This window comes from Aliiroseovarius sp. S1339, assembly GCF_023195695.1.
Lineage (GTDB): Bacteria > Pseudomonadota > Alphaproteobacteria > Rhodobacterales > Rhodobacteraceae > Aliiroseovarius.
Genome location: NZ_JALPQG010000002.1, coordinates 150,248 through 177,023, shown reverse-complemented (window position 1 = coordinate 177,023; position 26,776 = coordinate 150,248). Strand labels below are relative to the sequence as shown.

At 58.0% G+C, this 26,776-nt stretch carries 26 protein-coding genes and 1 tRNA gene; 17 read left to right on the top strand and 10 right to left on the bottom strand.

All coding sequences use genetic code 11. From position 1 onward, the window contains the following. Nucleotides 1-86: 86 nt before the first annotated feature. Nucleotides 87-1,226, top strand: coding sequence for a type III PLP-dependent enzyme (locus tag MUY35_RS03895; protein ID WP_248364072.1), 1,140 nt, complete (start codon nucleotides 87-89; stop codon nucleotides 1,224-1,226). A 15-nt stretch (nucleotides 1,227-1,241) separates the two neighbouring features. On the opposite strand, the gene metF is transcribed toward MUY35_RS03895, so the two are convergent. Further along, nucleotides 1,242-2,108: a methylenetetrahydrofolate reductase [NAD(P)H] gene (gene metF, locus MUY35_RS03890; RefSeq protein WP_248364071.1), complete on the bottom strand. Its 867-nt coding sequence runs from the start codon at nucleotides 2,106-2,108 to the stop codon at nucleotides 1,242-1,244. 101 nt (nucleotides 2,109-2,209) lie between these two features. Between metF and MUY35_RS03885 the strand changes: the two genes are divergently transcribed. The 3 genes from MUY35_RS03885 (at nucleotide 2,210) to MUY35_RS03875 (ending at nucleotide 4,247) form a co-directional block, all read left to right on the top strand. Then, entirely contained in the window at nucleotides 2,210-3,115 is a 906-nt protein-coding gene (locus tag MUY35_RS03885) for a LysR family transcriptional regulator (RefSeq protein WP_248364070.1), read from the top strand. 71 nt (nucleotides 3,116-3,186) lie between these two features. Then, on the top strand, nucleotides 3,187-3,975 hold the full coding sequence (locus MUY35_RS03880) for an inositol monophosphatase family protein (RefSeq protein WP_248364068.1): 789 nt from the start codon (nucleotides 3,187-3,189) through the stop codon (nucleotides 3,973-3,975). Between the two features lie 71 nt (nucleotides 3,976-4,046). Then, on the top strand, nucleotides 4,047-4,247 hold the full coding sequence (locus MUY35_RS03875) for a hypothetical protein (protein ID WP_248364066.1): 201 nt from the start codon (nucleotides 4,047-4,049) through the stop codon (nucleotides 4,245-4,247). A gap of 63 nt (nucleotides 4,248-4,310) precedes the next feature. Here MUY35_RS03875 and MUY35_RS03870 read toward each other — a convergent pair whose 3' ends face one another. Together MUY35_RS03870 and putA are read right to left on the bottom strand one after the other, a co-directional pair. Beyond that, nucleotides 4,311-5,060, bottom strand: coding sequence for a rhomboid family intramembrane serine protease (locus MUY35_RS03870; RefSeq protein WP_248364064.1), 750 nt, complete (start codon nucleotides 5,058-5,060; stop codon nucleotides 4,311-4,313). A 44-nt stretch (nucleotides 5,061-5,104) separates the two neighbouring features. Next, complete coding sequence (gene putA / locus MUY35_RS03865; RefSeq protein ID WP_248364062.1) at nucleotides 5,105-8,563, bottom strand: bifunctional proline dehydrogenase/L-glutamate gamma-semialdehyde dehydrogenase PutA; 3,459 nt, start codon at nucleotides 8,561-8,563, stop codon at nucleotides 5,105-5,107. Nucleotides 8,564-8,672: 109 nt separating this feature from the next. Between putA and MUY35_RS03860 the strand changes: the two genes are divergently transcribed. The 3 genes from MUY35_RS03860 (at nucleotide 8,673) to MUY35_RS03850 (ending at nucleotide 9,868) form a co-directional block, all read left to right on the top strand. Beyond that, nucleotides 8,673-9,152, top strand: coding sequence for an Lrp/AsnC ligand binding domain-containing protein (locus MUY35_RS03860; RefSeq protein WP_248364060.1), 480 nt, complete (start codon nucleotides 8,673-8,675; stop codon nucleotides 9,150-9,152). A gap of 86 nt (nucleotides 9,153-9,238) precedes the next feature. Next, a tRNA-Leu gene (locus MUY35_RS03855) sits at nucleotides 9,239-9,325 on the top strand. A 252-nt stretch (nucleotides 9,326-9,577) separates the two neighbouring features. Then, nucleotides 9,578-9,868: a hypothetical protein gene (locus MUY35_RS03850; RefSeq protein WP_248364058.1), complete on the top strand. Its 291-nt coding sequence runs from the start codon at nucleotides 9,578-9,580 to the stop codon at nucleotides 9,866-9,868. A 100-nt stretch (nucleotides 9,869-9,968) separates the two neighbouring features. Here the strand turns inward: MUY35_RS03850 and ychF are convergent, their stop codons facing one another. Further along, nucleotides 9,969-11,066, bottom strand: a complete 1,098-nt coding sequence (ychF, locus tag MUY35_RS03845) for a redox-regulated ATPase YchF (RefSeq protein WP_248364056.1) — start codon at nucleotides 11,064-11,066, stop codon at nucleotides 9,969-9,971. A 99-nt stretch (nucleotides 11,067-11,165) separates the two neighbouring features. Here ychF and MUY35_RS03840 point away from each other — a divergent pair, with 99 nt between their 5' ends. Both MUY35_RS03840 and trpA read left to right on the top strand, forming a co-directional pair. After that, nucleotides 11,166-11,582: a VOC family protein gene (locus tag MUY35_RS03840; protein WP_248364055.1), complete on the top strand. Its 417-nt coding sequence runs from the start codon at nucleotides 11,166-11,168 to the stop codon at nucleotides 11,580-11,582. Between the two features lie 60 nt (nucleotides 11,583-11,642). Further along, a complete protein-coding gene (gene trpA, locus MUY35_RS03835; protein ID WP_248364054.1) occupies nucleotides 11,643-12,434 on the top strand; it encodes a tryptophan synthase subunit alpha in 792 nt (263 codons plus the stop codon). Between the two features lie 2 nt (nucleotides 12,435-12,436). On the opposite strand, the gene MUY35_RS03830 is transcribed toward trpA, so the two are convergent. Next, entirely contained in the window at nucleotides 12,437-13,648 is a 1,212-nt protein-coding gene (locus MUY35_RS03830) for an FAD-binding oxidoreductase (RefSeq protein ID WP_248364053.1), read from the bottom strand. A 39-nt stretch (nucleotides 13,649-13,687) separates the two neighbouring features. Further along, nucleotides 13,688-14,188 carry a DUF2478 domain-containing protein gene (locus tag MUY35_RS03825; protein ID WP_248364052.1) on the bottom strand — a complete coding sequence of 167 codons (501 nt, stop codon included), beginning with the start codon at nucleotides 14,186-14,188 and terminating at the stop codon, nucleotides 13,688-13,690. Nucleotides 14,189-14,329: 141 nt separating this feature from the next. On the opposite strand from MUY35_RS03825, the gene MUY35_RS03820 reads away from it, so the two are divergent. Continuing rightward, entirely contained in the window at nucleotides 14,330-15,193 is an 864-nt protein-coding gene (locus tag MUY35_RS03820) for a DUF1989 domain-containing protein (protein WP_248364051.1), read from the top strand. A 10-nt stretch (nucleotides 15,194-15,203) separates the two neighbouring features. Here the strand turns inward: MUY35_RS03820 and deoD are convergent, their stop codons facing one another. Further along, nucleotides 15,204-15,908 carry a purine-nucleoside phosphorylase gene (deoD, locus tag MUY35_RS03815; RefSeq protein WP_248364050.1) on the bottom strand — a complete coding sequence of 235 codons (705 nt, stop codon included), beginning with the start codon at nucleotides 15,906-15,908 and terminating at the stop codon, nucleotides 15,204-15,206. 46 nt (nucleotides 15,909-15,954) lie between these two features. Between deoD and MUY35_RS03810 the strand changes: the two genes are divergently transcribed. Then, entirely contained in the window at nucleotides 15,955-16,476 is a 522-nt protein-coding gene (locus MUY35_RS03810) for a DUF4329 domain-containing protein (RefSeq protein ID WP_248364048.1), read from the top strand. Nucleotides 16,477-16,482: 6 nt separating this feature from the next. Here MUY35_RS03810 and MUY35_RS03805 read toward each other — a convergent pair whose 3' ends face one another. Beyond that, nucleotides 16,483-18,450 (bottom strand): protein meaA, encoded by a 1,968-nt coding sequence (locus MUY35_RS03805; RefSeq protein ID WP_248364046.1) that lies wholly within the window; start codon nucleotides 18,448-18,450, stop codon nucleotides 16,483-16,485. Nucleotides 18,451-18,678: 228 nt separating this feature from the next. Here MUY35_RS03805 and MUY35_RS03800 point away from each other — a divergent pair, with 228 nt between their 5' ends. From MUY35_RS03800 to MUY35_RS03775, 6 genes are all read left to right on the top strand, one after another. Beyond that, nucleotides 18,679-20,127, top strand: coding sequence for a 1-acyl-sn-glycerol-3-phosphate acyltransferase (locus tag MUY35_RS03800; RefSeq protein ID WP_248364044.1), 1,449 nt, complete (start codon nucleotides 18,679-18,681; stop codon nucleotides 20,125-20,127). A 155-nt stretch (nucleotides 20,128-20,282) separates the two neighbouring features. Continuing rightward, nucleotides 20,283-21,572, top strand: a complete 1,290-nt coding sequence (gene ccrA, locus MUY35_RS03795; protein WP_248364042.1) for a crotonyl-CoA carboxylase/reductase — start codon at nucleotides 20,283-20,285, stop codon at nucleotides 21,570-21,572. Nucleotides 21,573-21,816: 244 nt separating this feature from the next. Next, complete coding sequence (locus MUY35_RS03790; protein ID WP_248364040.1) at nucleotides 21,817-22,032, top strand: hypothetical protein; 216 nt, start codon at nucleotides 21,817-21,819, stop codon at nucleotides 22,030-22,032. Further along, entirely contained in the window at nucleotides 21,989-22,690 is a 702-nt protein-coding gene (locus MUY35_RS03785; protein WP_248364038.1) for a LuxR family transcriptional regulator, read from the top strand. The genes MUY35_RS03790 and MUY35_RS03785 overlap by 44 nt, the downstream gene beginning before the upstream one ends. Nucleotides 22,691-22,780: 90 nt before the next feature. After that, nucleotides 22,781-23,431 carry an acyl-homoserine-lactone synthase gene (locus tag MUY35_RS03780; protein ID WP_248364036.1) on the top strand — a complete coding sequence of 217 codons (651 nt, stop codon included), beginning with the start codon at nucleotides 22,781-22,783 and terminating at the stop codon, nucleotides 23,429-23,431. A gap of 67 nt (nucleotides 23,432-23,498) precedes the next feature. After that, the gene (locus tag MUY35_RS03775; protein ID WP_248364034.1) at nucleotides 23,499-25,037 is read left to right on the top strand and encodes an AAA family ATPase; all 1,539 of its coding nucleotides are present in this window, start codon (nucleotides 23,499-23,501) and stop codon (nucleotides 25,035-25,037) included. A gap of 12 nt (nucleotides 25,038-25,049) precedes the next feature. Here MUY35_RS03775 and MUY35_RS03770 read toward each other — a convergent pair whose 3' ends face one another. After that, nucleotides 25,050-25,817: a TIGR02186 family protein gene (locus tag MUY35_RS03770; RefSeq protein ID WP_248364033.1), complete on the bottom strand. Its 768-nt coding sequence runs from the start codon at nucleotides 25,815-25,817 to the stop codon at nucleotides 25,050-25,052. Next, nucleotides 25,817-26,734: a sulfite exporter TauE/SafE family protein gene (locus MUY35_RS03765; protein WP_248364032.1), complete on the bottom strand. Its 918-nt coding sequence runs from the start codon at nucleotides 26,732-26,734 to the stop codon at nucleotides 25,817-25,819. Before MUY35_RS03765 ends, MUY35_RS03770 begins: the two co-directional genes overlap by 1 nt. Nucleotides 26,735-26,776 lie beyond the last annotated feature (42 nt).

Genomic DNA, 26,776 nt, shown 5'->3' with positions numbered 1-26,776 from the left:
GTCCGAATTGCCACTGGAAATCGGCGGTCTCAGCTCAGATTCTTAACATGTAACGCAAACAGACTGATTTTTTAAGGCGAGTGTACATGAGCAGGCAACCCTCAATCTGGCAGACAGCCCTGTCGCACCTGAAAACCGAAACCCCGACCCAGCCGGTGCTGTATTTTGCCCCGGCCACGCTTCAGGCGACGGCGCAACGGTTTATTGATGGGTTCGATGGTCTTGTGACCTATGCCGTAAAAGCCAACGATTCCCGCGTCGTGTTGGAAAATCTTGTGGCCGCCGGAATTGACGCCTTTGATGTGGCAAGTCCAGCTGAAATGCATGCGCTGCGCGCCGTGTCTCCGGATGCCGTGATGCATTATAACAACCCCGTCCGGTCGCGGGCCGAGGTTGCAGAGGCCGTCGCTCTTGGGGTGCGGTCCTATTCCATCGATGCGCCGCATGAATTCGAAAAACTGCGCGCGCAGGTCGACCCAGACGGTGTCGAAGTCGCCGTGCGTTTGCGCCTTCAAGTAGAGGGTGCCGCATATAATTTCGGTGCGAAGTTTGGCGCTGATGCCGATCAGGCGGTTGCGCTGCTGCGCATGGTGAAAGAGGCTGGGTTTACACCGTCGATGACCTTCCATCCGGGCACCCAATGCGCCGCGCCCTCGGCTTGGTCCACGTATATCGCCACATGTGCAGACGTCGCAAAGGCGGCAAACGTCAGATTGGCGCGGCTGAATGTGGGTGGCGGATTTGCCGCCAACCGTGGTGTCGCACCTGATTTGGAATCGATCTTCGACGCCATTCATGATGCGGTCGAAACAGCGTTTGGCGCAGCTGCGCCTGTGCTGGTCTGCGAACCCGGCCGCGCGATGGTGGCCGAGGCGTTCACGCTGGCCACGCAGGTGAAATCCATTCGCGAAGACGGTGCGGTGTTTTTGAATGACGGGATTTATGGTGCGCTGTCTGAAGCGCCCTCGATCGGGGTGCCGGATCGCATTGTGACGGCGACATCAGACGGGGAACAGCACTGTGGGGTCAAGGCAAAGCGCGTGGTATTCGGCCCGACCTGCGATTCCATTGATCAATTGCCCCACCCCTTGGCATTGCCGTCGGATTTGGCCGAAGATGACTATGTCCTGTTTGCAGGCATGGGGGCCTATAGCCTTGCCACCGTGACGCGGTTCAATGGCTATGGGCTGCTGGATATGGTGACGGTGCAACGCGCCGGATTGTAATCCGGCGCGCGAGGCTTAGGCCACGTTCTGCAACGCCACGCGGGGCGTGATGCCAAGGGCGCGGGCCACTTCCCGGGTCAGGGCCGGTTTGTTCAGCGTGTAGAAATGCAAATCTTGAACGCCGCCATCAATCAGGTCTGAACACAGCTCACTGCACAGGGCGATGGCCAGCAAGTCCTCACGCCCGTCGCGTGTGGCTTTGTTGAAAGCATCGTCCAGCCAACCGGGAATTTCGGTGCCGCAGCGTTCAGCAAACTTGCGCGCGCCTTTCCAATTTTCAATCGGTAGGATGCCGGGGATGATTGGCACATCAATCCCGGCCTTCTCGCACTTATCGCGGAACCGGAAGAACGTGTCGTCTTCAAAGAAAAACTGCGTGATCGCCGAGCTTGCGCCGGCATCAACCTTGCGCTTTAGCCACGCGACATTTGCGTCCAGATCGGCGCTTTCCGGGTGGGGGTCGGGATAAGCTCCGACGCGAAGGTGGAAATCGCCCGTTTCGGCAAGCGCTTCAATCAACTCCACCGATGACGCAAACCCGTCATTATGCGGCACAAAGCCATCGGTCCCCTTGGGCGGATCGCCCCGCAGCGCGACAATCTCGGTCACGCCCGCTTTGGCATAGTCTTTCGCGATGGCTAGCGTTTCGTCGCGCGATGCATCGACACAGGTCAGGTGTGCCGCAACGTTCAGGCCATAATGCTTGTGGATGGTCTGTACCGCGTCATGCGTCAACTCGCGGGTCGTGCCGCCCGCACCATAGGTGACCGAGACGAAGCTGGGGTCCAACGGGGCCAGTTCACGCACCGTTTCCCACAGGCGGAAGGACGCATCAAGTGACTGGGGCGGAAAGAATTCGAACGAGATATTCGGCGTAGTCATAGCAGCCTCGGGATTCGGATAAGGTATTTGTTGACCTCTTGTGCCCATTTTCTGTTTGTGAGACAAATTCATAATTCTCACAATAAACATGAGTTTCGCACATGTATTTGGAATTCCGTCACCTGCGCACCATCCGGGCGATCCATCAGGCGGGCAGCCTGTCGCGGGCTGCCGACATTCTGCACATCACCCAATCGGCGTTGAGCCACCAGATCAAGGGCCTTGAAGATCAGGTCGGGATGGAGCTGTTCCACCGCCGCACCAAGCCCATGCGCCTTAGCCCTGCCGGTATGAAGCTTCTGCGTTTGGCCGAACAGATTTTGCCGGAAGTATCTCGTTTGGAAGAAGAATTTCGGGCGCTGCGATCAGGCCGCTCGGGTCGGTTGCATATTGCCATCGAATGCCACGCCTGTTTTGACTGGCTGTTCCCGGTACTGGATCAACTGCGCCATGCATGGCCCGAGGTTGATCTGGACATCCGTCAGCGGCTTGCGTTCGACGCCCTTGAAGCACTTCGGCGGGAAGAGGTTGATTTTGTGATCTCATCTGATCCCGTCGACATGCCGGGCATCACCTTCGCGCCGCTTTTTGATTACGAGCCACGATTTGTCGCCGCCGCTGATCATCGGCTGGCGCAGCATGACTATATCGAAGCCGAGGACTTTGAAGAGGAGTTGCTGCTGACTTACCCGGTCGAGCGGTCGAAGACGGATGTCTTCACCGCGCTGCTGACACCTGCCAGGATCGAGCCGCGCTCGGTGCGACAGGTCGAAATGACCGAGGTGATACTAATGCTCGTGGCCGGTGGACGCGGTGTTGCGGTCATGCCCGATTGGGTGCTGCGCAGCGTGAAAGACAATCCCGACTACATCACCCGGCCCCTGACCGAAAAGGGTTTGTCCAAGCGCATGTATGCCGCAACCCGCGATGAAGACGCGATGGTGCCGTATGTCGCGCATATGATCCGGCTGTGCAGGTCGGAACCGATGAAGTTGCAGCGCGGATGACACCCCTAAACGGGCTTGGCAAACAAGGCCGCTGCGCGTATACGCGCCGTCTGAGAAGATAGGAGCGCCCCATGGAAGGCAGTGCAAATCTGAACGTGATGATCAAGGCCGCCCGAATGGCGGGTCGCAGCCTTGTGAAAGACTTTCGAGAGGTTGAAAACCTGCAGGTGTCTAGGAAGGGCGCGGGCGACTTCGTGTCGAAGGCCGATATCGCGGCAGAAAAGATCATTCGCGACATTCTGATGGAGGCCCGGCCCAACTATGGCTGGCTGGCCGAAGAAAGCGACGAGGCCAAAGGCAAAGACCCCACTCGCCGCTGGATCGTTGATCCGCTGGATGGCACCACGAACTTCCTGCACGGTTTGCCGCATTGGGCGATCTCGATCGCTCTGGAACACAAGGGCGAGATCGTCGCTGGGGTTATCTTTGATGCAGCCAAAGATGAAATGTTCATCGCCGAAAAAGGCAAGGGCGCTTGGTTGAACCAAAGTCGGCTACGCGTCTCTGGCCGGTCGCGCTTGATTGAAAGCCTGTTTGCCACGGGACTGCCCTTCGCAGGTCGTGCCGATCTGCCAGACACGTTGCAAGACCTTGCGCGCATTTTGCCCAGCTGTTCGGGCGTCCGTCGGTTTGGGGCTGCGGCTCTGGACCTCGCCTATGTTGCGGCGGGGCGTTACGACGGGTTCTGGGAACGCCGCTTAAACGCTTGGGATCTGGCCGCAGGCCTGATCATCGTGCGCGAAGCCGGTGGGTTGGTTGCACCGATTGATCCGGAGGGGTCAATCCTGTCGGATGGCGAACTCATCGCGTCAAACGAGGTTATTTTTGATAAATTCTCAAGCCTCGTTCGAGACAACTGATTTTTTTTGCAAAGCCGCAAAATACCGCCTCAAGGTCATATTGCTGCCCGATTGTGGGGCAAGAAAACGTTATGAAACAATTGAAAAATATCTCCGCCCGCGTGTTTGGGCTGATCACGGACGAAGACGGTGCTGTGACCGTCGATTGGATCGTGTTGACTGCAGCGATTGTCATGCTCGGCATGGCGAGTATGTTTATTGTTGCAGGAAATATTCCTGGGCTGTCCAGTAAGGTCAGCAGTGTAGTGGCCAATCAGCCAATCGGCAGTTAGCGACCTACTTATCCTATCGCGGGTCGAAGGAAGGTGCGCGCTCGGTGCGCCCTTCGTGATCGTTTACTTCCGCCTGCGAATGATCGGAACGCTGCTTTTTTCAAGCCTATATTTAGCGTCAGGATGATCTGGGTGCCCTTCGGTGCGCGCCCAAAAACTCTGCGCGCCAAGGCTACGCCATGTCGGCAGGACAAAAAGAAAGCCCGCGATAAACCCACCTGCATGGGCCCAATAGGCAACCCCGCCGCCAACCTGTGACATGCTCAGAGCGCCATTCACCACCTGAAGTCCAAACCAGAACAAAAGCATGAGCCATGCGGGCAACGGGAACACTCTGAAGAACACGACGAAGATGAATAACACGTCGACGCGCGCACGTGGAAACAGCAAGAGATAACCGCCCATCACGCCCGCGATCGCACCGGATGCGCCCACCATGGGCACCACACTGGTCACATCTGATCCAACCTGAAGCAGTGCCGCACCAAGGCCCGAGACCAGATAGAACACAGCAAACCGCACGTGCCCCAGAATGTCTTCGAGGTTGTCGCCAAATATCCACAAAAACAGCATGTTGCCTGCAAAGTGCATGAAGCCGCCATGGATAAACATCGAGGTGATGATCGTCTCAAGCCCCTCGCCGCTCATCAAGCGCATGGGAATGGCCCCATATTGCACGAAAACACGTCCCGAAGCGGCCTCGTCGCTATAGAAGGGCAGCATCATCAAAAAGACGATCAGGTTGATCGCGATCAGTCCATAGGTGACATATGGCGTGCGTTCAGACGGGTTGTGGTCGCGGATTGGAAACATGGGGTGACTTGACCCGATGCATCGCACCGGGTCAAGCGCTGCGCTTATTCAGCAGCCAGATCAGGCGGTTGCGACAGCATCAGAAGCTCGGCATTGCCGCCCGAGGCTGTGGTGTCCACGCAAAGATGGCGTTCATGGGTGACGGCTTCAGCGGTGATCGCGCCGGTGATCAGGGGCAAGATTGCGCCCGGACGCGCCGCAAGGGCTTGTACGATGACGCGCGAAACGTCCTCACCACCCCAATAAACCGCGCCGCCAATGCCTTCGACCGAAGACAGCAGTTCGGCTGGCAGGTCAGGGGACAAGACGGCCTGCCCACCAAGGCTTTCGACCTCGGCTTTCTGACGCTCTGCCGCCGCTTTTCCGGGACCAAGGCACAAGAACGGCGCGCGCGGGTGGGTGGACAATTGGTTCAACTCTCCTGTCGGGCCGGGTAGGCGGTCGGACTCTAGGGTCGCTTCTTTCGCCACCGCGGTGATCGCACGTTCAAGCCGGGTCTTGCTTAGCGCGGGCGTGTCGCCCGGCGTGCCGGACATCGGTGCAGGTCCTGCATCGCAGAACCGATCCATATAGGACGGCCCCCCTGCCTTCGGGCCTGTGCCCGACAAGCCTTCACCGCCAAACGGTTGCGAGCCGACAATAGCGCCGATCTGGTTGCGGTTTACATAGGCGTTGCCCGCATGAATACGCTCGACCACATGCTGAACGCGGTCATCAATCCGGGTGTGCAGACCGAAGGTCAGGCCATACCCGGTTGCATTGATTGCGTCGATCACGGCATCGAGCTGGGTCGCCTTGTAGCGTGCGATGTGCAGGACGGGTCCGAATATTTCACGCTCCATTTCTTTGATACCACTGACGCGGATTAATGCAGGCGCGATGAAGTGACCGCCGCTTGGTGCAGAGAGTTCGTGAACCAGCCGGTTGTCCGCTCGGGCGGCGTCGACATAAGCGCGGATGCCCTCGTAAGCTTCATCGTCAATCACCGGGCCCAGATCAGTCGACAGATGCCACGGATCCGCCGGGTTCAGCTCGTCCATCGCGCCGATCAGCATTTCTGTCAGGCTGTCGGCAATGTCTTCCTGAACGTAAAGGCAACGCAGGGCCGAACAGCGTTGACCCGCCGACTGGAAGCTTGACGCCACAATATCGCGCACAGCCTGTTCGGGCAGCGCCGTGCTGTCGATGATCATCGCATTCAGCCCGCCGGTTTCAGCAATCAAAGGCGCGGAGGACGATAAATGTTTCGCCATGGCGCGCCGGATGATCTGTGCTGTGTCGGTTGAGCCGGTGAACGCCACGCCGCCGATCCGCGCGTCAGACGTAAGCGCGGCCCCAACGGTTGCGCCATCACCGGGCAGCAGTTGCAACACATCACGTGGCACACCTGCCTCGTGCAGCAGTTTCACCGCCTCATGGGCGATAATTCCGGTCTGTTCGGCGGGCTTTGCCAAAACACCATTGCCTGCTGCCAACGCGCCTGCGATCTGGCCAGTGAAAATCGCCAATGGGAAGTTCCACGGCGAGATGCAGGTGAACAACCCTCGCGGATCGCGGGTCAGATGCGGAATGCGGGCGGCGTAATATCGCATGAAGTCAACAGCTTCTCGCAGCTCGCCCATGCAGTCGGGCAGGGTTTTTCCAGCCTCGCGGGCAAGCAGGGCAAAGAAGACGCCAAGATTGTCCTCATATAGATCGGCGGCGCGGTTCAGAACCTTGGCGCGGGTGTCTGGGCTGGCGTCCCAGCGCTTGGCAGCATCAAGCGCTGCCGATACATCCTCGGCGCTGGCCCATGTGATCTTTCCAACGGCGTCGCCATTTGCGGGGTTCGTGACGGTCACAACCTTTCCGCCCTTGGGTTTTGATGCGATCAACGGCCCGGCGGTGAAATTTGTGTCTGCAAAGGGCGCGCGCGCCGCGTCTATCTGTTCCAGATGCGGCTCGTAGGTCAGGTCCAGCCCCATCGAGTTCTTACGCGCGCCGTACAACTCGGGTCCGGTGGGAACATGCGGTGCCGGGTGGTCGAGCGCGTCAAACGGGCAGGCGGCGACCTCCTCGGGTGTGACGCTTTCATCAACGATCTGGTTCACAAACGAGCTGTTAGCGCCGTTTTCCAACAGGCGGCGCACCAGATAGGCGAGCAGGTCGCGGTGTGCGCCGACAGGGGCGTAGATCCGGCATCGCGTTCCGTTCTCATCCATAATGATTTGGTGCAGTCGTTCGCCCATCCCGTGCAAACGTTGGAATTCGTAACCGCGCGCATCGACGCCAGACGTTTTCGCGATGTCCAGAATGGCGGCTGCAGTGTGGGCATTATGTGTGGCAAATTGCGGATAAATGCGATCGGGACACGACAACAACTTTCGCGCATTGGCGATATAACTGACATCGGTCGCCACCTTCCGGGTGAAGACGGGAAATTCGGGCAGACCTTCGACCTGCGCGCGCTTGATTTCACTGTCCCAATATGCGCCTTTGACCAGACGCACCATGATTTTGCGGTCCAGCCGTTCCGCCAAGGCGTGCAGCCAGTCGATGACTGTGCCAGCGCGGTGGCCATAGGCTTGTACGACGACGCCAAAACCATCCCATCCGGCCAATGCCTTGTCGCTTAGAACCGCTTCGATAACGTCGAGCGAGATTTGCAGACGATCTGCTTCTTCCGCGTCGATGTTAAAGCCCATCCCGGCAGACTTCGCCAGATGCGCAAGAGCTGATACGCGCGGCACCAGCGTTGCCATCACGCGGTCGCGCTGGGCGCGTTCATAACGTGGAAAAAGGGCTGACAGTTTCACGGATATGCCCGGATTGGCGCGGATGTCTTTGGATTTGCAGGCGCTCGCAATCTCGGAGATCGCCTTGGCGTATGACATTTGATAGCGGCGCGCATCGTCATCGGTCAGGGCAGCCTCGCCCAACATATCATAGGAGTAGGTGAAGCCTTTCGCTTCCATCTTCGAGCCACGCTTCATCGCAGCCCCGATGGTTTCGCCCAGCACGAACTGGCTGCCCATTTCTTTCATCGCGCGCCCAACGGCGGTGCGGATAACCGGTTCGCCCAATCGCTTGACCGCCCCGCGCAGCGCACCAGCGATACCGGGTTCGCGATCCTCAAGCACCTTGCCGGTGACCAGCAACGCCCAGGTCGAGGCATTCACAAGCGAAGATGAAGATCGCCCAAGGTGTTTGCCCCAATCGCTGGGCGCGATCTTGTCTTCGATAAGTGCATCGATGGTTTCGGCGTCCGGCACCCGCAACAGGGCTTCGGCCAGGCACATGAGCGCGATGCCCTCGTCGGTCGACAGGCCATATTCGGCCAAAAAGACCTCCATCATGCCCGGATCGGACGACGCGCGGATGGCGCGCACAAGATCGGCACCACTGGCCGAGATCCGCGCCCGATCTTCGCCGGACAGACCCGCTTCCTTAGCGAGGGCGTGGATATGCTGTTCCTCGCCTGCATAAGCGAGGTCGTCGATTTTTTGGCGTAGAGCATCGGTCATGTGCGGGTCCCCTTGGTGTTCGCATTTCCCCTATGATATGATGAAATAGCAAAGCGGTTTTCCTGATTATCGCGGTGTTGCAGTCGAAATGACCGATTTTAGGTGAGAAATGCAGGACAAAAAGCAAGTTGACCTTGATCGGTTCGATCTTAAGATTCTGGATGTGCTGTCAGGGGAGGGACGCATTTCGATCACTGATCTGGCGCAGCGCATCGGGCTATCGAAATCTCCGACCCAAGCGCGAGTGCGTCGGCTAGAGGCCGAAGGCGTCATCACAGGCTATCGTGCCGATGTTGATCCCATCCGGCTGGGCCGTGACCATGTCGCGTTTGTTGAGGTGAAACTGTCCGACACCCGCGAAGCCGCCTTGGCTGCGTTCAACAAACAGGTCGCCCGCATTCCAGAGGTCGAAGAATGCCACTTGCTGGCCGCGCATTTCGACTACCTTCTGAAGGTCCGCACACAGGATATGAGCGATTTTCGACGCGTGTTGGGTGAGGCGATTTCAACGCTACCGCATTTGGCCCAAAGCTCGACCCATGTGGTCATGCAAGCGATCAAGGATGACAGCCCGGCCATACTGACCTGAAGGTTTTGCGCGCGAACGCATCTGACCGATTGCCACCTGTTTTCAGAGAAGGTAGGGAAAGGGCAGGGGCGACACCCCTTCCCGGTGCGGGCGTGATGGAATGGTAGACATACCAGACTTAAAATCTGTTGGGCCTTGTGCCCGTGTGGGTTCGACTCCCACCGCCCGCACCAAACATCCCGTATTTGCAACGATCAACCCGCTTGTTCCGGCTTCGTTCGGCCCAGCGTTAAGGCTGGGTCTGGGGCGCGTGAATTAAGCGTCAATTCACCTGTCGGGGTATTGCTTTAAGGTCGAACTTGGCGAAACCTGAACACGGGTCAGGCACCGCAAACAACGTTTTGCAGATTTACGCCAAGTTATATTTTAGGCCTTTTTGATGACCAAATTATTTTTTTAAGTCTTTAGATCGGATGGTCGGGGATATGAGTCATTTTAGCTCATTAGACGGTTGGGAAATGGTCGGATTGTTAGGGGCGGCGATCTATTGCACGACCTACATGCTGATCGCTTTCGACGTGTTGACCAGCAAGACAACGTGCTATTACACGTTGCAATTTTCGGCGGCGAGCTTTGTCGCGCTTAGCTTGACAGTGCATTTCAACGTCGCCGCGCTGACCATCCAATTGTTTTTCATGATCGTGTCGATCATTGGGTTCGCAAACCATTTGAAGGGGCAAACCGTAACAGCTGCAAAAAGCAGCGAGGCGGTTTGACGGGAACGAGACCTCTCCCTGAGCGCGTTGTCCCACGTGCTCAACAGAAAAGCCGGGCTAGGGGTGGCCCGGCTTTTCGCTTTTATAACGGTTTGTCGGATCAGGCGTTGAACAGGAAGTGTAAAACGTCACCGTCCTTCACTTCATAGCTTTTGCCTTCGGCCCGCATTTTACCCGCTTCTTTCGCACCACCTTCGCCGCCCAAGGCGATGTAATCGTTATAGGCGATTGTCTCAGCCCGGATAAAGCCGCGTTCAAAATCGCCGTGGATGACGCCGGCCGCCTGCGGCGCGCGGGTGCCTTCGCGGATGGTCCAGGCACGCGCCTCTTTCGGGCCAACGGTGAAGTAGGTTTCCAAGTGCAGCAGTTCGTATCCAGCGCGGATCAGACGATCCAGTCCGGCTTCTTTCAGCCCCAGCTCTTCCAAAAACATTTCCATGTCGTCGGCGTCAAGCTGGCTGATCTCTTCCTCGATCTTGGCTGAGATCACGACCGAGGCCGCGCCCTGTTCTGCGGCCATCTTCTCGACCGCTTGCGAATAGGCGTTGCCGCTGGCCGCATCGCTTTCGTTGACGTTGCAGACATACAGGATTTTCTTGGAGGTCAGAAGTTGCAGCATATTCCATGCCTTGCGGTCCTCGTCGTCCACATCAACGGTGCGGGCGGGTTCGCCTTTTTCCAACACTTCCATAGCGGCGCGCAGAAGGCGTTCTTGCTGAACTGCCTCTTTGTCTCCGCCGCGCACCTTGCGCACGATGTTTTGCAGGCGTTTTTCAATGCTTTCCAGATCGGCCAGCATCAGTTCCGTTTCGATCACCGCTGCGTCTTCAACGGGGTTCACCCGGCCTTCGACATGGGTCACGTCGCCGTCGTCAAAGCAGCGCAGGACGTGGGCGATGGCATCCACCTCGCGGATGTTGGCCAGAAACTGGTTGCCCAGCCCTTCACCTTTGGAGGCGCCCTTCACCAGACCTGCGATATCAACGAAGGTCATGCGGGCCGGAATGATCTCTTTCGACCCGGCGATGGCGGCCAGTTTGTCCAACCGGTCATCCGGCACGTTCACCTCGCCCACATTGGGCTCGATCGTGCAGAACGGAAAGTTCGCCGCCTGCGCGGCTGCGGTCTTGGTCAGTGCGTTGAATAGGGTCGACTTGCCGACATTCGGCAGACCGACGATGCCCATCTTGAAACCCATCACGGCCTCCGTCATTCAGTGTTCGGGGCGTTCTAGGGCTTTGACAGGATGGGCGCAAGCGTGGTGAAGTGGCGAGACGCGCAACAGAGGAGCTTTGCCATGCAGCCCATTCCCTATGTGTTCTTTAAAGACAAATGTCGTGACGCCGTCACGCGCTACGCTGAGATTTTTGGCAGCTCGCCCGAAATCATGTCCTTCAAGGATATGCCAGAGGAAGATCGCAACCAAATGCCCGGCGTGCCGGATGATGCGGTCATGCACGCCAGCGTGGCGATCGGCGACGGTATGCTGTTTGCCAGCGACGACCCAAGCGGCGAAACACCGGAAATGGCCGGCTGCAATGTTTGCCTTTCCCTGCCGGACGAGGCCGAAACCAAGCGGGTCTTCAATGCCTTGGCCGATGGGGGTGACGTGCGGATGCCGCTTAGTCCGATGTTCTGGACGCCGCTTTTTGGCACGCTGACCGACAAGTTCGGGGTGCGTTGGATGATCATGGCGGACAGCGATTACGAGTGACCCATTGATTTTCCCGCCCGTATTCGGCACATCGGTTCTGAACATGACAAAGGACGGATGATGACCCGGATTGATGCGAAGTTTGCTGCCTTGGCCGAAAAGGGTCAGAAGGCATTTGTCAGCTACATCATGGGCGGTGATCCCGACATGGCGACCTCGCTTGAGGTGATGAAGGGGCTGCCTGCTGCGGGTGTTGATATCATCGAGCTGGGGGTGCCGTTTACCGACCCGATGGCGGACGGGCCGACCATTCAATTGGCCGGTCAGCGTGCACTTGAAAGCGGCATGACCCTGCAAAAGACGCTCGATATGGCGGCGGAGTTTCGTAAGGACGACGATACGACCCCGATTGTTCTGATGGGATATTACAACCCAATCTATAATCGCGGTGTGGAAAAGTTCTTGGTGGATGCGAAGGCGGCGGGCGTTGACGGGCTGATTGTCGTTGATCTGCCCCCCGAAGAAGATGACGAGCTTTGCATCCCGGCGCAAAAGGCGGGTTTGAATTTTATTCGGCTGGCCACGCCGACCACCGACGACAAGCGGTTGCCGAAGGTGCTGCAAAACACCTCGGGTTTTGTGTATTACGTGTCTGTCACCGGGGTCACCGGAGCAACCGAGGCGCAGGCGGCCAATGTCGGGCCAGAGGTTGCGCGGATCAAAGCGGCAACAGATATTCCGGTGATCGTCGGATTCGGTGTCAACACTCCCGAGAAGGCCGAGGCGATTGCGAGTGTCGCAGACGGGACTGTGGTCGGCAGTGCAATCGTTTCGAAAATCGCGGCGGGCGAGCCTGTGTCGGACGTGCTGGCCTTTGTAAAAACGCTGGCCGACGGAGCACATCGCGGCTGAGGCTAGATGACTGCGCTTTCGCCAAACGGGCGACTTTGGCTGATGCGGTCATAGCCGAAAGCACCAAGATCCATCGTTTGAAAAGCGCCGGTCGTGATCAACTCGGCCAGCCCACGCCCCATGGCCGGGGCTTGTTGCAGCCCGTGGCCGGAAAATCCGTTGATGAAATGGAAGTTTTCGACCGCTGAATGTGGACCAAGGATCGCGTTCTGATCCAGCGTGTTGAAGGCGTAATGCCCCGCCCATTCAGTGACGATCTTCAACTGTTCGAACTGAGGGATACGGGTCGCGACGATGGGCCAGACATGGGTTTCCCACATGCTGTGATCCATGTAGAAATCATCCGGGTCAACCGCCACGTCCGGGGCGGGGGCCGCGCCGATCATGTAGGTTTCCGGCCCGTCTTGCCGCATATGCACGCCTGATGGGTCGATGGTCAACGGCAACGGGCGATCCAGTGGATGCGCTGCCTTCACCACCCATGTGAAACGCTTGCGCGGCTCGACCGGGATTGAAAGACCAGCCAGTTGCGCGACGTGGCCCGCGCGCGGCCCGGCGGCGTTGACCAGATGGCCGCAAGTTAGCGTGTGACCTGACGACAGTGTGACAGATGTGACCTGCGTGGACGTCGCCTCGATCCCAGTGACCTCGGCATTCACATATTCAACGCCTGCCGCGACAGCTTTGCGTCGAAACCAGTCAAACAGCGCGCCGCCATCCCAATAGCCTTCGTCGCGCGTGCCGTGGCTGCCCAGAAGGATGTCGTCGAGGGCATAAAAGGGAAAAGCTTCCGCAAGCGCGTCCCGCGACAGAATACGCGTGCCGGCCCCAAGACTGTGTTGCCGTTCCTGTGCCGCGCGCAGGGCGGCGGCTTTGTCTTCAGTGTCCGCCAGATACAGATAGCCGAACGCCTGAATATCCAGGTTCGGCACGCGCGGATCGCCACCCATGTTATCGCGCAGGTTCCGGATGAACTCGGCTGTGAACTGCGAGATGCGAATATTCAGCGCCTCGCTGAACTGCTGCCGGATACAGGAATTCGTGTGGGCGGTTGAGCATTGCGCATAGGTCGGATCGCGTTCGATCACCAAGATGCGACCTTGGAAGTCGGGCGAATGGCTAAGCCACCACGCGACCGACGACCCCATCATCGCCCCACCTACGATGATCACATCATAGCTGCGGTGCGCCGGGCTGAGCGACATGATCGCCATCAGATCAGCCCCCAAGGCATTGGGGCGGTAAGATATCCGTTACCGCGTTGCATTCAGTGCCCACTCCAAGACAGCCTCGTGATCTGGGTCCAGCTGTTCTGCTTCGCCCACGAAATTCATGAAGGCCAGCCGCGCCCCTTCCGAGACGCCGATAATCGCAGGGATGTCACGGGCCAATGCCTCGCCCACGGCTTCGCGAAAACCACGGCCTTGGGCTTCTTGCTTGCCGAACTTGTTGACGATTAGAAGATCGGCCCCGGCCTTCAGCCGCTCCTCGGTCTGTCCGACGGCGGTTTCCAATGCGTCGGGGTCCAGTTTGCACCCTTGGGCATCGGCGCCAAGATACTGGCTGATGCGAATTTTGGGGCCATCGGGCAGCAGCAGAACGTCCATGTCGCAATGGTGTTCCTCGGCCCTTTCGGTGTCCAGTTGCACGGTGCCGCACAGGGTCAGGCCACGCTTGGCCAGCGCGTCTGCGACGCCTGCCAGCAACAGGTTTGTTTTGCCCCGACCGGGCGCAATGACATAGGCTAGTTTCATGGCATCCCCCCGGAACGTCCGTATCAGTTGACCAACCGGTGAGGGCTTGTCAATCGCTGCGACGCCGCCGGCGGACCCAAACGCATCCTTGCGCGGTCGCGCGCCCTGTGGCCTGATGCGATGCAGGAAGGAGGCCCCGTCATGAAACCGCAAACCCCCGCCCATCCCGCGCCAAAGGACGCCGCCCGGCGTCGCGCCGTTGCCCCGGTGATTTGCTACCCCGTCGATGGGTTGCCAGAACCGGATCTGGACCTGTATCGCGCCGCGCGCCAGACCGCGACCAAGACGGCCGAGGTCCTGGTTCCCCCGCGGGATGCGAAGGTATTTCAGGTGCCTGCTGGTCACTTTTTCCGGATCACGTCGATAGAGGGGCCGCAAGTTGGGGATCTGAACCTTTGGAATCTTCAGGATCTGGGCGAAAGGTTCTATTCCGGCAAGACACGGGCACTTCACGGTACACATTTGTCGGCTTCAGATCGGATTTGGTCAAGTCATCCGTCAATGCGCCCGATCGCGACCATCGTCGAGGATACGCTGGATTGGTATGGGTTCGACGAATTTGGCGCCTCGGTCCATGATGTGATCGGCACGCGGTGCGACCCTTATACCCACAACCTGCTGTCGGGCGGGCAGTATCACCATTGCTGCCATTCCAACCTGACCCGTGCACTGGCCGATTACCTTGGCTGCCCGACCGCCGATGCCGAGGGCCATGTTCATGACGTCCTGAACGTTTTCATGTGCACAGGCTTCACCCGCGACACCGGTCAGTATTTCATGAAAGCCAGCCCCGTGCGCCCCGGCGACTTCCTTGAGTTCTTTGCCGAGATCGACCTGCTGGGCGCGCTCAGTGCGTGTCCGGGCGGGGATTGCTCGTCCGAGCACAGCTCGGACAGTGCCGCGTGTTATCCGTTGCTGGTGGAAGTGTTCGCGCCTGCCGCAGAGGTGTTGCAGGGATGGTCACAGCCGCCCGTCAGCGGCTATGACCGGTCGCACGGGGTTTGATCCGAAACGGTCAGGCGAAGGCGGCGTCCAACGCGATTTCGATCATATCGCCAAAGGTCTTTTCGCGCTGGTCCGAGGGCAGATCCTCGCCGGTTTGCAGGTGGTCCGACACCGTCATGATCCCCAGCGCACGCACGCCATATCGTGCGGCAAGAGTATAAAGCTCGGCGGCCTCCATCTCGACCCCAAGGATGCCGTGGCGGGTCAGTTCCTCGTTCAGTTCCGGGCGTTCGGCGTAGAATGTATCCGAGCTATAGATGCCTCCCACATGCACGCCAACATCGCGCTTGCGGGTCGCGGCAACGGCGGCTTCCAACAGGCCATAATCAGCACAGGGAGAATAGTTCAACTCGCGAAAGATCGTGCTGGAGGGCGTGGCGACAGTCGTGCAGGTCATCGCAATGATGACATCGCGCAGTTTGACCTGTGGCTGCATTGCGCCGATGGACCCGACGCGGATCAACGTCTTGGCGCCATAGTCGCGGATCAGCTCGTTGGCATAGATCGACAGGCTGGGCATCCCCATACCTGACCCTTGGATGGACACTTGGTTGCCTTTGTACGTCCCGGTAAAGCCAAGCATCCCACGCACTTCATTGACCAGCTTAGCGTCGTCCAGAAAGTTTTCGGCAGCCCAGCGGGCGCGGTAGGGGTCGCCCGGCATCAGGACGGTTTCAGCGATCTCGCCGGGTGCGGCACCAATGTGGATGGTCATATTTTTCTCCTGTGGGTAAAGTCGCGAAACGAAACTGGAGTTCGCAATGCGCGCATTGATGTTTGCCCTCTTTATCATCCCACTTCCCACTTGGGCGCAAGACCCGGGCGAACTTGCCTTGGTGAAGAAAGTGTTTGCGAAACTGCAGCCGATCTCGATCAGGGCCAATCGCGAATATTGCGGTTATATCGGTTATGATCGGTCAGGAAAACTTGTGGCGTCGAAGGCTTGGCGCGGCGGAAAGGACTCGTGCCAAGCCGGTGATCCGGTCAACCTTGAGACGGTGATCGCGTCATACCACACCCACGGCGCGTTCTCGAGCCGCTACGCGAACGAGGTGCCGTCTGGCGATGATATGGAAACCGACGAGATTGAGGGGGTTGATGGGTGGGTTGCGACGCCCGGTGGTCGTCTTTGGTATATTGATACGCAGGATATGGTCACAAGCCAGATTTGCGGCATCGGCTGCCTGCCGATGGATGCCAAGTTTCGCGAGGGCGATATGGGTCGGATCGCGCCCAGCTATCACTATGACCAGTTGATCGAAAAGCTGCTGACGTTCGACTGAGACCGCTTATTCGGCTGCAACCGTTTTGGGGGCGACCAAGGTCACGATGTCGTCCATGATGGTGTTCAGCTCGAAATCCTTCGGCGTATAGACCTTGGCGACCCCCATCGCACGCAGCCGGTCTGCGTCCTCATCCGGGATGATCCCGCCCGCGACCACGGGGATGTGGCCCAGACCAGCCTCGCGCATCCGTTCGATCAGTTCTTCCAGCAGCGGGATATGGCTACCCGACAGGATCGACAGACCGACCACATGTGCGTCGGTTTCGATGGCCGAGGCGACAAGCTCTTCGGGTGTCAGGCGGATACCTTCATAGGTAATCTCCATCCCGCAATCGCGGGCGCGGGCGGCGATTTGTTCGGCACCGTTGGAATGACCATCCAGCCCCGGTTTGCCGACCAGGAAGGTCAGGCGGCGGCCAAGTGCATCTGACACCGCATCGACGCGGGCGCGGATTTCGTCCAGCCCTTCGGTGCGGTTTGATGGGTTTTTCGAAACCCCCGTGGGTGCGCGATACTGGCCGAAGGTCTGGCGCATCACTTCGCCCCATTCACCCGTTGTCACGCCCGCTTTGGCGGCTGCGATTGACGGCGGCATGATGTTGTCGCCGGATTTTGCAGCCGCGCGTAGAGCGTCCAGCGCAGCTTTGACCTTGGCTCCGTCGCGATCCGCACGCCATTGGTCCAGCCGGGCGATCTGATCGGCCTCGGCTTCCTTATCGGCGACCATGATCGCGCCATCGCCTGCGGTCAGGGGGCTTTCGGCGGCTTCTGTCCAGCGGTTCACACCGACCACAGTGGTTTCACCCGCTTCGATCTTGTTGATGCGTCGCGCGTTCGAATCCACCAAACGCGACTTCATGTATTCGATGGCAGCCACCGCACCGCCCATCCCGTCGATCTGGGCCAGTTCGGCGCGCGCGCCGTCTTTCAACTCGGCCACTTTACGTTCCACGGCGGGGTTTTCATCAAACAGGTCGTCGAATTCCAAAAGGTCCGTCTCATACGCCAAGATCTGCTGCATCCGCAGCGACCATTGCTGGTCCCACGGGCGGGGCAGGCCAAGTGCTTCGTTCCAAGCGGGCAGTTGCACCGCGCGGGCGCGGGCATTTTTAGACAGCGTGACCGCCAGCATCTCGATCAAAATGCGGTAGACGTTGTTTTCGGGCTGCTGCTCGGTCAGGCCGAGGCTATTCACCTGCACACCATAGCGGAAGCGGCGGAACTTGGGGTCTTCGACGCCATAGCGGTCGCGGGTGATTTCATCCCACAGCTCGACAAAGGCGCGCATCTTGCACAGCTCGGTGACGAACCGAATGCCCGCGTTTACGAAGAAGCTGATGCGGCCCACCATGGCCGGGAAGGCCTCGGCGGGCACTTTGTTTTTCAGATCGTCCAACACGGCGATGGCGGTGGCCAGTGCGAAGGCCAGCTCTTCTTCGGGCGTCGCGCCGGCTTCTTGCAAGTGATAGGAACACACGTTCATCGGGTTCCATTTTGGCAGATGCTCGCGCGTATAAGCGGCAACGTCGGTGATCATCCGCAGCGACGGTTCTGGCGGGCAGACATAGGTGCCGCGCGACAGGTATTCCTTGATGATGTCGTTCTGCACGGTGCCTTGCAATTTCGAGACATCCGCGCCCTGTTCTTCAGCGGCTGCAATATAAAGCGACAAGAGCCACGGCGCCGTGGCGTTGATCGTCATCGATGTGTTCATCTGCTCAAGCGGGATATCAGCGAACAGCGCGCGCATGTCACCCAGATGGCCAAGCGGCACGCCGACTTTGCCCACTTCGCCGCGCGCCAGCTTATGGTCACTGTCATAACCAGTCTGGGTTGGCAGGTCGAAAGCCACCGACAATCCGGTTTGGCCCTTGGACAGGTTCGTACGGTACAGCGCGTTTGAGGCTTTGGCGGTCGAATGACCTGCATAGGTTCGGAAAAGCCAGGGGCGGATCGTTTTTTGGCTGGACATGGCAGAGACTCATCGGTTTGTTGCGCTGCAGCATTTTTCGCAGACGCAAGATTGTTACGCAAGGGCGAAATTCACCGGAAGAAAATTACGCAAAATGGTGGGTGAGGGTGTTCCTCTGGGCCAAATAAGGGGCTCGGCTTTGCGCGCGTAGAAAACACAACAAATTATTGTTTTTGCAGCGCGACGCACGCTCTTTACCTTACTGTCATTTCCTGAAAACGTGGCGCTATGACGCGCGCAATAGAATTGCCTCTTTGGCTGCTTATTCTGATTCTGGCCTTCGCCACGGTGACATTTGCGTCGCATTTCCTGTTTCCATCCGTCCGCTGGTTTTTTCGCAAACGACTGGAGCGGGCCGTTGATCGGTTGAATGAAAAGCTGGAACGCCCGATTGAACCGTTCAAACTGGCGCGACGCTATGACATGGTCCAGCGTCTGTCATACGACCCAGAAGTCGCAACGGCGATCGCAGAACATGCCCGATCATCCGGCGTGCCCGAGCAGGTCGCGTTTGAAACGGCGCAGAGATATGCGCGTGAAATCGTGCCACGCTTCTCTGCCACCGCCTATTTCGGGTTTGGCATCTGGATCGCCAAACTGCTCAGTCGGTCATTCTATCGTGTGCGCCTTGGCGCGTTCGACGAAGCGCGCCTTAAAGAAATCGATCCAGATTCGACCGTGGTCTTTGTTATGAATCACCGGTCCAACATGGATTACGTGCTGGTCACATGGCTGGCCGCCGAACGGTCGCACTTGTCATATGCCGTCGGGGAATGGGCGCGCGTTTGGCCGTTGCGCACGTTGATACGGTCGATGGGGGCTTACTTCATTCGGCGAAAAAGCCGCAATGCGCTCTATCGTAAAGTGCTGTCGCGTTATGTGCGGCTGGCAACCGATGGCAACGTAACGCAAGCGATGTTTCCAGAAGGGGGGCTTAGCTTGAACGGAACGGTCGGCGAGCCGAAACTGGGGTTGCTCAGCTATCTTGTCCAGGATTTTAACCCCAAGGTGAACCGGAACGTGGTCTTTGTGCCGGTGGCCATGAACTATGATCGCGTGCTGGAAGACCGGGTGTTGGTTAAGGCGGACATCAAAGGAAACCGGCGGTTCGGTCTGCGGTTCAAATATGTTGCCCGCCACGTGGGTCGCCATGTTTGGCAGCGGCTGACCGGCAATTTCCACCGGTTTGGCTATGCCAGCGTTTCCTTCGGCGCACCTTTGTCATTGAGCGAATACCTTAATGACCACGGCGCCGACGACGTTCTGGAAGATCTGGGCCACGAACTGATGTCGCGCATCCGCGATGTGGTTCCGGTTCTGCCCGTGCCCGTTGTGGCCGCCATTATGCTGGAGAAAGAGACCCACACCCGCGCCGAGGTTGAGGCCCGCTTCGCGACACTTGTCTCGGACATGGAGGCCAAAGGCGCGCATGTTCATCTGCCGCGCAGCGACATGGCTTACGCGGCCGAGGTTGGCATCCGCCTCTTAACGCTGCGCAAGCTGATCACTGAAGAAGGCGAGGGCGCGCAGGCGCTATACCGCGTCAATAAGCCGGATCGTCTGATACTGGGCTATTATGCTAATTCGATTGCACATCTGTCAGACGCAATCTGCACCGTTCAGATTTCTGACCTGACCCCGGCCGAGGTTGCCGACGCTGCTGTTCTGCTGGATTGAACCGCAATATGGCGGACATGTTTGCGACATAAAATTACAAAAAAGGGCTGATTGTGGTTGCATTCTTGCGGAGCCATACGTAATGCTGCACTAGCAGCCGCATTTCTGCATTGCGGCAATAGAATCAGATAACGCGATAATAACAGGAGGCCCCGATGGCTTTGGATACGCAACCCAGCATCGCTGACTACGATGCCCCGAAGAAAGACCTTTACGAAATCGGAGAAATGCCACCTCTCGGTCATGTGCCCGAGCAGATGTATGCCTGGGCGATCCGTCGCGAACGGCATGGTGAACCCGACAAGGCGTTTCTGGTCGAGGTCGTCGATACGCCGAAACTGGACAGCCACGAAGTTCTGGTGCTCGTCATGGCGGCGGGTGTGAACTATAACGGTGTCTGGGCTGGCTTGGGTGTGCCAATTTCGCCCTTCGACGGGCATGGTGCAGATTATCACATTGCCGGGTCCGATGCGTCGGGCATCGTTTGGGCGGTCGGTGACAGGGTCAAGACCTGGAAGGTCGGTGACGAGGTCGTCATTCACTGTAACCAGGACGATGGCGATGACGAAGAATGCAACGGTGGCGACCCCATGTTTTCACCCAGCCAGCGGATTTGGGGGTACGAGACCCCAGACGGCTCGTTTGCCCAGTTCACTAATGTTCAGGCGCAGCAGCTTCTGCCGCGCCCCAAGCACCTGACCTGGGAAGAAAGTGCCTGCTACACGCTGACACTCGCCACCGCTTACCGCATGCTCTTTGGGCACGCGCCACACGAGTTGAAGCCGGGCCAGAACGTTTTGGTCTGGGGCGCATCAGGCGGTCTAGGCTCTTACGCGATCCAGCTGATCAATGCGGCCGGCGCCAATGCAATCGGCGTGATCTCAGACGAGGACAAGCGCGAGTTTGTTATGTCGCTGGGCGCCAAGGGGGTGATTAACCGCAAGGACTTCACGTGCTGGGGTCAACTGCCCACCGTGAACACGCCGGAATATGGCGAGTGGTTCAAAGAAGTGCGCAAGTTCGGCAAAGCGATCTGGGATATCACCGGCAAAGGCAACAACGTTGACATGGTGTTTGAACACCCGGGCGAGGCGACGTTCCCCGTGTCGACCTTCGTGTGCAAGAAAGGCGGCATGGTCGTGATTTGTGCAGGCACGACGGGCTTTAATTGCACGTTCGACGTTCGCTATCTGTGGATGCACCAAAAGCGCATTCAAGGCAGTCACTTTGCCCACCTCAAACAAGCGGCATCAGCCAACCGCATGATGATCGAGCGCCGGATCGACCCGTGCATGTCTGAAGTGTTCCCTTGGGACGAGATCCCGCACGCGCACATGAAAATGATGCGCAATGAACATAAGCCCGGCAACATGGCGGTTCTGGTTCAGGCGCCCAAAACAGGTCTGCGCACCTTCGAAGACGCGCTGGAAGCCGGCCCGAAGTAAACGCGCGACCGGACGAAATTGAAGCCCTCCATGCCAGTTGGCATTGGGGGGCTTTTTTTGTCCGGTTTTCGAAAAGTCAGGTGCGAATCATCGCCGCAAAAAACCGGCCAATTTGCCGGCATTTCGAAGAACAGTGGGTTACAAGAAAGACCCTCCCCATTTATGGGGAGGTCAAATGTGTGAATATTAAAACAATAAAACACATGCGACGGTTGTTTTCCAACTTGCGAGATCGAGGCTTTACATGTCTGATGAATGGATCATTGATGTTCTTACTGACCTGAAGGCCTATGCGGTTAAAAATGGTTTGAACGTCACGGCTGATCAGCTCGATGACGCACGGCTAATAGCCATGACCGAAATCGCCTCAGCCTCACGTCAACAGACGGAGAGCGCGCGCGCATATGAAAAACCGGTTGGAAGACCTTGTCTCTACGTTGCAGGCGGCGAGCTCGCTTGAAGACCTGCAAGTCGTAACCGAGGCTTTGCGCGACCACTACGACGTTACCCACACCGTGTATCATTGGGTCAATTCCGTCGGTGAACGGTTTGGCGCGGGCACCTACAGTGCCGAATGGGTGGATCGCTATCTTGAGAAAGATTATTTGCGCATCGATCCGGTAATTTTTGGATGTTTTCAAAGATTTACACCAGTTATCTGGAAGCAGCTCGACTGGTCATCCAAGGCCGCACGCGAGATGTATCAAGACGCCATGGACTATGGTCTGGGCAATCAGGGTTTCACGATTCCGATCCGCGGACCTAGCGGGCAATTTGCCTTGTTTACCATGAACGCGAGCACCGAAGATGACGCTTGGGAAACCTTTGTTGATGAGAACACGCGCGACTTGATGATTGTTTCCCACGAGCTGAATAAGAAAGCGCTGGAGTTTGAAAAATGGGGTCAGGACGGGCAGTCGCCGTCGCTGTCTCCGCGTGAGCTATCGGCAATGACTTGTTTGGCCAAGGGTTTGAACCGAGCTCAATCAGCGGCGGAATTGAACATTTCGGAGCACACTTTAAGGGTGTATATCGAATCGGCGCGTCATAAATTAGGGGCTATGAATACAACTCATGCGGTAGCGCGTGCGTTGTCGACGGGAATCATTATCGTTTAAAATACACCTAAAACGCTCAAGACATTTGCCTTATTTTAACCATAAGGCGACCATCATTTGGCTAACTTATCGGACAAAGGAGCCAAACCGATGCTGCGCTATCTCTATGGTAATGATTTGAATAACTTCCCGCTGCTTGCAGACACAATGTTTCGTGATCGTGCTGAACAGTTCTCTCGCCGGTTAGGCTGGGAAGTCCATGTGGACGATGCGGGACATGAACGCGACGAATATGACGCGATGAACCCGCTCTATGTGATCTGGGAACAGGCAGACGGTCGCCACGGTGGCTCTATGCGTTTTCTACCTACGGTCGGTCAGACCATGGTGAACGACCACTTCGACCATCTAACTGACGGTGTGCATATCGAAAGCCCGCTGATCTGGGAATGCACACGTTTCTGCCTTGCACCGGGCGCGGATCGCCGTGCATCTGCCGCTTTGGCGCTGGGTGCTGGCGAGCTGATGGCCGCCTTCAAGCTGCGCCATTACGTCGGCGTGTTTGACCCGCGGATGGAGCGGATCTATCGCCTGATGGGGCTTGAGCCTGAAGTGATTGGTAAGTCGGGTGAAGGCAAAGACCAAATCGGCGTTGGCCTGTGGTCGATGAACGAAGAGGCCTTTGCCCCGACCCTTGCCCGTGTGGGCGTGGATCGCGAGACCAGCAAAAACTGGTTGCGCTATTCGCTGGGTCTTGGCCAACGCGTCGTTACTCCAGATGCCATCCCGGCAAGTGCATAGGAAATAATCAGACTGATCTGCGCCCTACTTGCTGGCGCAGCATCAGGGCGCAGGTTAGGGTCGCGCCATGACCACAAGCGCGCCCCTAACCTATTCTGATGACCAAGCGGACGCCCATGACCGCGTGGCAGAGATGCTGCGCGGGGCAGGCGTAAATTTGGATGATGCACTGCTGACGCCGCTATCTGATGGCAAGACACAAGTGATGGCCGTTGTTGGAAAAGCAGGTTCAGGCAAAACAATGCTTCTGGCCGAGCTTTATCGCGCGCTGGAAGAGGCGGGCGTTGAAGTCGTGTCGGGCGATTGGGAAGGCAAGCGTCGCAAGGACCGCAGAACGTTGGCCATTCTGGCCCCAACCAACAAAGCGGCAAGTGTGCTGCGCAACCGGGGCGTGCCTGCGACCACGATCCACCGTATCCTCTATACTCCCGTCTACGATCCAGAATACGAAAAAATCGCGGAATGGTTGGCGGGCAGCGGTGAACGCCCTGTGGTTGAAGGGCTAACAGACGAGGCGCTGGATCGCGCCCATGCCTTTTATCAAACGCACAAGTCAATTCCGGGCGCTTTGGCGACGGCGGGCTTGCGCGGATCGGACTTCATCACAGGCTGGAAGAGGCGCGATGACCCGCTGGACATTGGCTTTGTCGACGAAAGCTCGATGCTGGACGAAAAACAGCTGAGCGACCTGCGCGAAATCTTCCCGACATTGGTTCTGTTCGGCGACCCCGCGCAACTGGCCCCCTTCGGCCAGTCGGGTGAAATGGTGTTTGATCGACTGGGTGATAACCGCAAGATGGTTTTGCATCGCATCCACCGACAAGAACAGGACAACCCGATCCTGGATTTGGCCCATGCGCTGGCCGACGATACGCTTGATTTTCCCGCATTCGAGCAAATGATCGAAGAGGCTGCGCAAACGGATGATCGTGTCGTCGTGGCACCGCGCGTGAATGCCGACCTGATGGCGCGCTCGCCGGTACTGGTCTGGCGAAACGTGACACGGGTGCGTCTGATCCGCGCGTTCCGCGGCGCGTTTGACGCACCTGAATACGAACTTTTGCCGGGTGAACCGTTGATCTGTGACGGGATCGAGCTGCCATTAAAACACCGCAAGAAACGTATCGACCTAGAGGCGCGTGGGCTGATCAAAGGCGCACAGTGCGTCTATCTTGGGCCCGGAAAGCGTCCGGGGTTTTCGCGATTGCACGTCTTGGGGGCAGAAGATCCGCAGTTGTCGGCGGCCTCGATCATCAAGATCGAAATGCCCGATGAAGAAGAACCCTTCATCCCATATGCCGCAAATATGGGGGCGGCGTTTCTTCATGGCGCGGCCGTGACCATTCACAAGGCGCAGGGGTCGCAATGGCCCGAAGTGCAAGTCTTTGCCCCAGACATCTGGGCGGCGTCGCGAGCCGGGCGCATGGAAGCAGGCTTGCCGCTGTGGAAACGCCTGGCTTATGTGGCCATCACACGGGCGGAAACGCGGCTGCATTGGGTCAAACGCTACGCCATGGCGCGCCCGGAAAGCGCTTTGTCGACCCGCGATTTGCCCAGCAAAGCTGTGGCGTTGGCGTTGGAGCCGCAAGAAGAGGGCGCGGCATAGGCAGCGAGCAGTTCAGGTGCGCAGGATGATGCGGAACAGGGCCGACGCGCCCCAGCCGGCCGCGATGGCAATCACCAACGACAGCAGGCCATAGATCAGCGGTTGTTCATGCGCGAGGTTGAAAATCCATCTTTCCAGCCCGACCTTCTGAACGTTGATCACAGTTTCATATTGTGACGCCACGCTGCCACCACGCGTCAGGTAAATCCGTGTGCGGTATTCGCCTTCTGTCACGTTGGCGGGCAGGGCGATCCTTGTGTCAAACAACGTCTCTTCCTGCAGGTTGACCGTGTTTTCCATCAGCTTGTAAAGACCCGATTTCTCGCGAATGCGTATCAGCGCGCGCGTGAAGTGACGGGGATCTTCGTTGGTGAAGGGATTGTCGCTGATGCGGATCGCACGCTCTACCGAAATAAGGTGACGCAAATCATCGAGGATGGACACGGTTTCCGTAAGCGGTGCCGAGGTTGCCACCGCGTAAAAACTTGGCGCGGCGGCCAGTTCGATCCTGTCGGTGTTGATCCAAATGCCGAAACGTTTGTCTTTCTTGCGCACCGTCACCGGATGTGCGGGACCCTCGACGACCACGATCACCTGAAGGGGGATATCTTCCGGCGGTGGGGTGTCACGTTTGACCGCGCCGAAGATCAAAATCTCGGACCCCACAAAGGTCGCGGTTATCGACACGCGGTTTTGGCTCAGCCCCGCGACAACTTTTTCTGCGCGCGCGGGCAGGGCGAATGCGAATGCCAAAGCCAGAAGGGCGATGAGGCGCAACATCAATGGCCCCCCGCTTTGCCAATTTCGTAAAGCTCGGCAGGTTGGATCAGCAGTTCCAGCCCAAGTTTACCACACACCACCAACACCATAAGCGCCAGCAGCACGCGCAGTTGTTCGGCCTTTAGTTTCACACCGATCCGTGCGCCGACCTGTGCACCGATGACGCCGCCGACCAGCAACAACACCGCCAGCCCCATATCAACGGTGAAGTTGGTGGTCGCGTGCAGAAGGGTCGTGAAAGCGGTCACGAAGATGATCTGGAACAGCGATGTCCCGACAACCACCTTGGTTGGCATGCCCAGCAGATAGATCATCGCAGGCACCATGATGAAGCCACCGCCGACGCCCATGATGGCCGCGAGGATGCCGACCAGAATGCCCACAAGGATCGGCGGAATGACCGAGATATAAAGCCCTGATGTGCGAAACTTCATCTTGAAGGGCAGGTTGTGCACCCATGTGTGCTTGCGACGGGTGGTAACGGCTGCTCCGCCCCGCGTTTTCATCAACGCACGCACACTTTCTACGAACATCAGCGATCCGATGATGCCGAGGAAAAGCACGTAAGACAGTTTGACCAACAGATCGACCTGTCCGATTGCCTTCAGCGCGTTGAACAGTTGCACACCGAAGGCGGCCCCAATCAAACCGCCTACCAACAGAACGCAGCCCATTCGCAAGTCGACCGTCTTGCGTTTCAGATGCGCGAGCACACCGGAAAACGAACTGGCAACGATTTGGTTGGCTTCGGTGGCGACGGCAACGGCTGGCGGGATACCGATGAAAAACAGAAGCGGCGTCATCAGAAAGCCGCCGCCAACCCCGAACATCCCCGAAAGCACACCCACAATGCCACCAAGTCCGAGCAGCAAGAAAGCGTTTACGGAAACCTCGGCGATTGGCAGGTAAATCTGCATTTGGAAATACTTTGCGCTGGGTATGTGTTGGCGATTGATATC

What these genes read in the sequence shown, in the direction of transcription:
- MUY35_RS03875 (WP_248364066.1), top strand. Translation starts at nt 4,047, where the DNA reads ATGAAACAATTGAAAAATATCTCCGCCCGCGTGTTTGGGCTGATCACG.
- MUY35_RS03885 (WP_248364070.1), top strand. Translation starts at nt 2,210, where the DNA reads ATGTATTTGGAATTCCGTCACCTGCGCACCATCCGGGCGATCCATCAG.
- MUY35_RS03805 (WP_248364046.1), bottom strand. Translation starts at nt 18,450, where the DNA reads ATGTCCAGCCAAAAAACGATCCGCCCCTGGCTTTTCCGAACCTATGCA.
- MUY35_RS03770 (WP_248364033.1), bottom strand. Translation starts at nt 25,817, where the DNA reads ATGTTGCGCCTCATCGCCCTTCTGGCTTTGGCATTCGCATTCGCCCTG.
- putA (WP_248364062.1), bottom strand. Translation starts at nt 8,563, where the DNA reads ATGACCGATGCTCTACGCCAAAAAATCGACGACCTCGCTTATGCAGGC.
- MUY35_RS03765 (WP_248364032.1), bottom strand. Translation starts at nt 26,734, where the DNA reads ATGCAGATTTACCTGCCAATCGCCGAGGTTTCCGTAAACGCTTTCTTG.
- MUY35_RS03860 (WP_248364060.1), top strand. Translation starts at nt 8,673, where the DNA reads ATGCAGGACAAAAAGCAAGTTGACCTTGATCGGTTCGATCTTAAGATT.
- MUY35_RS03780 (WP_248364036.1), top strand. Translation starts at nt 22,781, where the DNA reads ATGCTGCGCTATCTCTATGGTAATGATTTGAATAACTTCCCGCTGCTT.
- MUY35_RS03880 (WP_248364068.1), top strand. Translation starts at nt 3,187, where the DNA reads ATGGAAGGCAGTGCAAATCTGAACGTGATGATCAAGGCCGCCCGAATG.
- MUY35_RS03790 (WP_248364040.1), top strand. Translation starts at nt 21,817, where the DNA reads ATGTCTGATGAATGGATCATTGATGTTCTTACTGACCTGAAGGCCTAT.
- MUY35_RS03870 (WP_248364064.1), bottom strand. Translation starts at nt 5,060, where the DNA reads ATGTTTCCAATCCGCGACCACAACCCGTCTGAACGCACGCCATATGTC.
- MUY35_RS03810 (WP_248364048.1), top strand. Translation starts at nt 15,955, where the DNA reads ATGCGCGCATTGATGTTTGCCCTCTTTATCATCCCACTTCCCACTTGG.
- ccrA (WP_248364042.1), top strand. Translation starts at nt 20,283, where the DNA reads ATGGCTTTGGATACGCAACCCAGCATCGCTGACTACGATGCCCCGAAG.
- MUY35_RS03850 (WP_248364058.1), top strand. Translation starts at nt 9,578, where the DNA reads ATGAGTCATTTTAGCTCATTAGACGGTTGGGAAATGGTCGGATTGTTA.
- MUY35_RS03895 (WP_248364072.1), top strand. Translation starts at nt 87, where the DNA reads ATGAGCAGGCAACCCTCAATCTGGCAGACAGCCCTGTCGCACCTGAAA.
- MUY35_RS03800 (WP_248364044.1), top strand. Translation starts at nt 18,679, where the DNA reads ATGACGCGCGCAATAGAATTGCCTCTTTGGCTGCTTATTCTGATTCTG.
- deoD (WP_248364050.1), bottom strand. Translation starts at nt 15,908, where the DNA reads ATGACCATCCACATTGGTGCCGCACCCGGCGAGATCGCTGAAACCGTC.
- metF (WP_248364071.1), bottom strand. Translation starts at nt 2,108, where the DNA reads ATGACTACGCCGAATATCTCGTTCGAATTCTTTCCGCCCCAGTCACTT.
- ychF (WP_248364056.1), bottom strand. Translation starts at nt 11,066, where the DNA reads ATGGGTTTCAAGATGGGCATCGTCGGTCTGCCGAATGTCGGCAAGTCG.
- MUY35_RS03840 (WP_248364055.1), top strand. Translation starts at nt 11,166, where the DNA reads ATGCAGCCCATTCCCTATGTGTTCTTTAAAGACAAATGTCGTGACGCC.
- MUY35_RS03820 (WP_248364051.1), top strand. Translation starts at nt 14,330, where the DNA reads ATGAAACCGCAAACCCCCGCCCATCCCGCGCCAAAGGACGCCGCCCGG.
- MUY35_RS03825 (WP_248364052.1), bottom strand. Translation starts at nt 14,188, where the DNA reads ATGAAACTAGCCTATGTCATTGCGCCCGGTCGGGGCAAAACAAACCTG.
- MUY35_RS03775 (WP_248364034.1), top strand. Translation starts at nt 23,499, where the DNA reads ATGACCACAAGCGCGCCCCTAACCTATTCTGATGACCAAGCGGACGCC.
- trpA (WP_248364054.1), top strand. Translation starts at nt 11,643, where the DNA reads ATGACCCGGATTGATGCGAAGTTTGCTGCCTTGGCCGAAAAGGGTCAG.
- MUY35_RS03830 (WP_248364053.1), bottom strand. Translation starts at nt 13,648, where the DNA reads ATGGCGATCATGTCGCTCAGCCCGGCGCACCGCAGCTATGATGTGATC.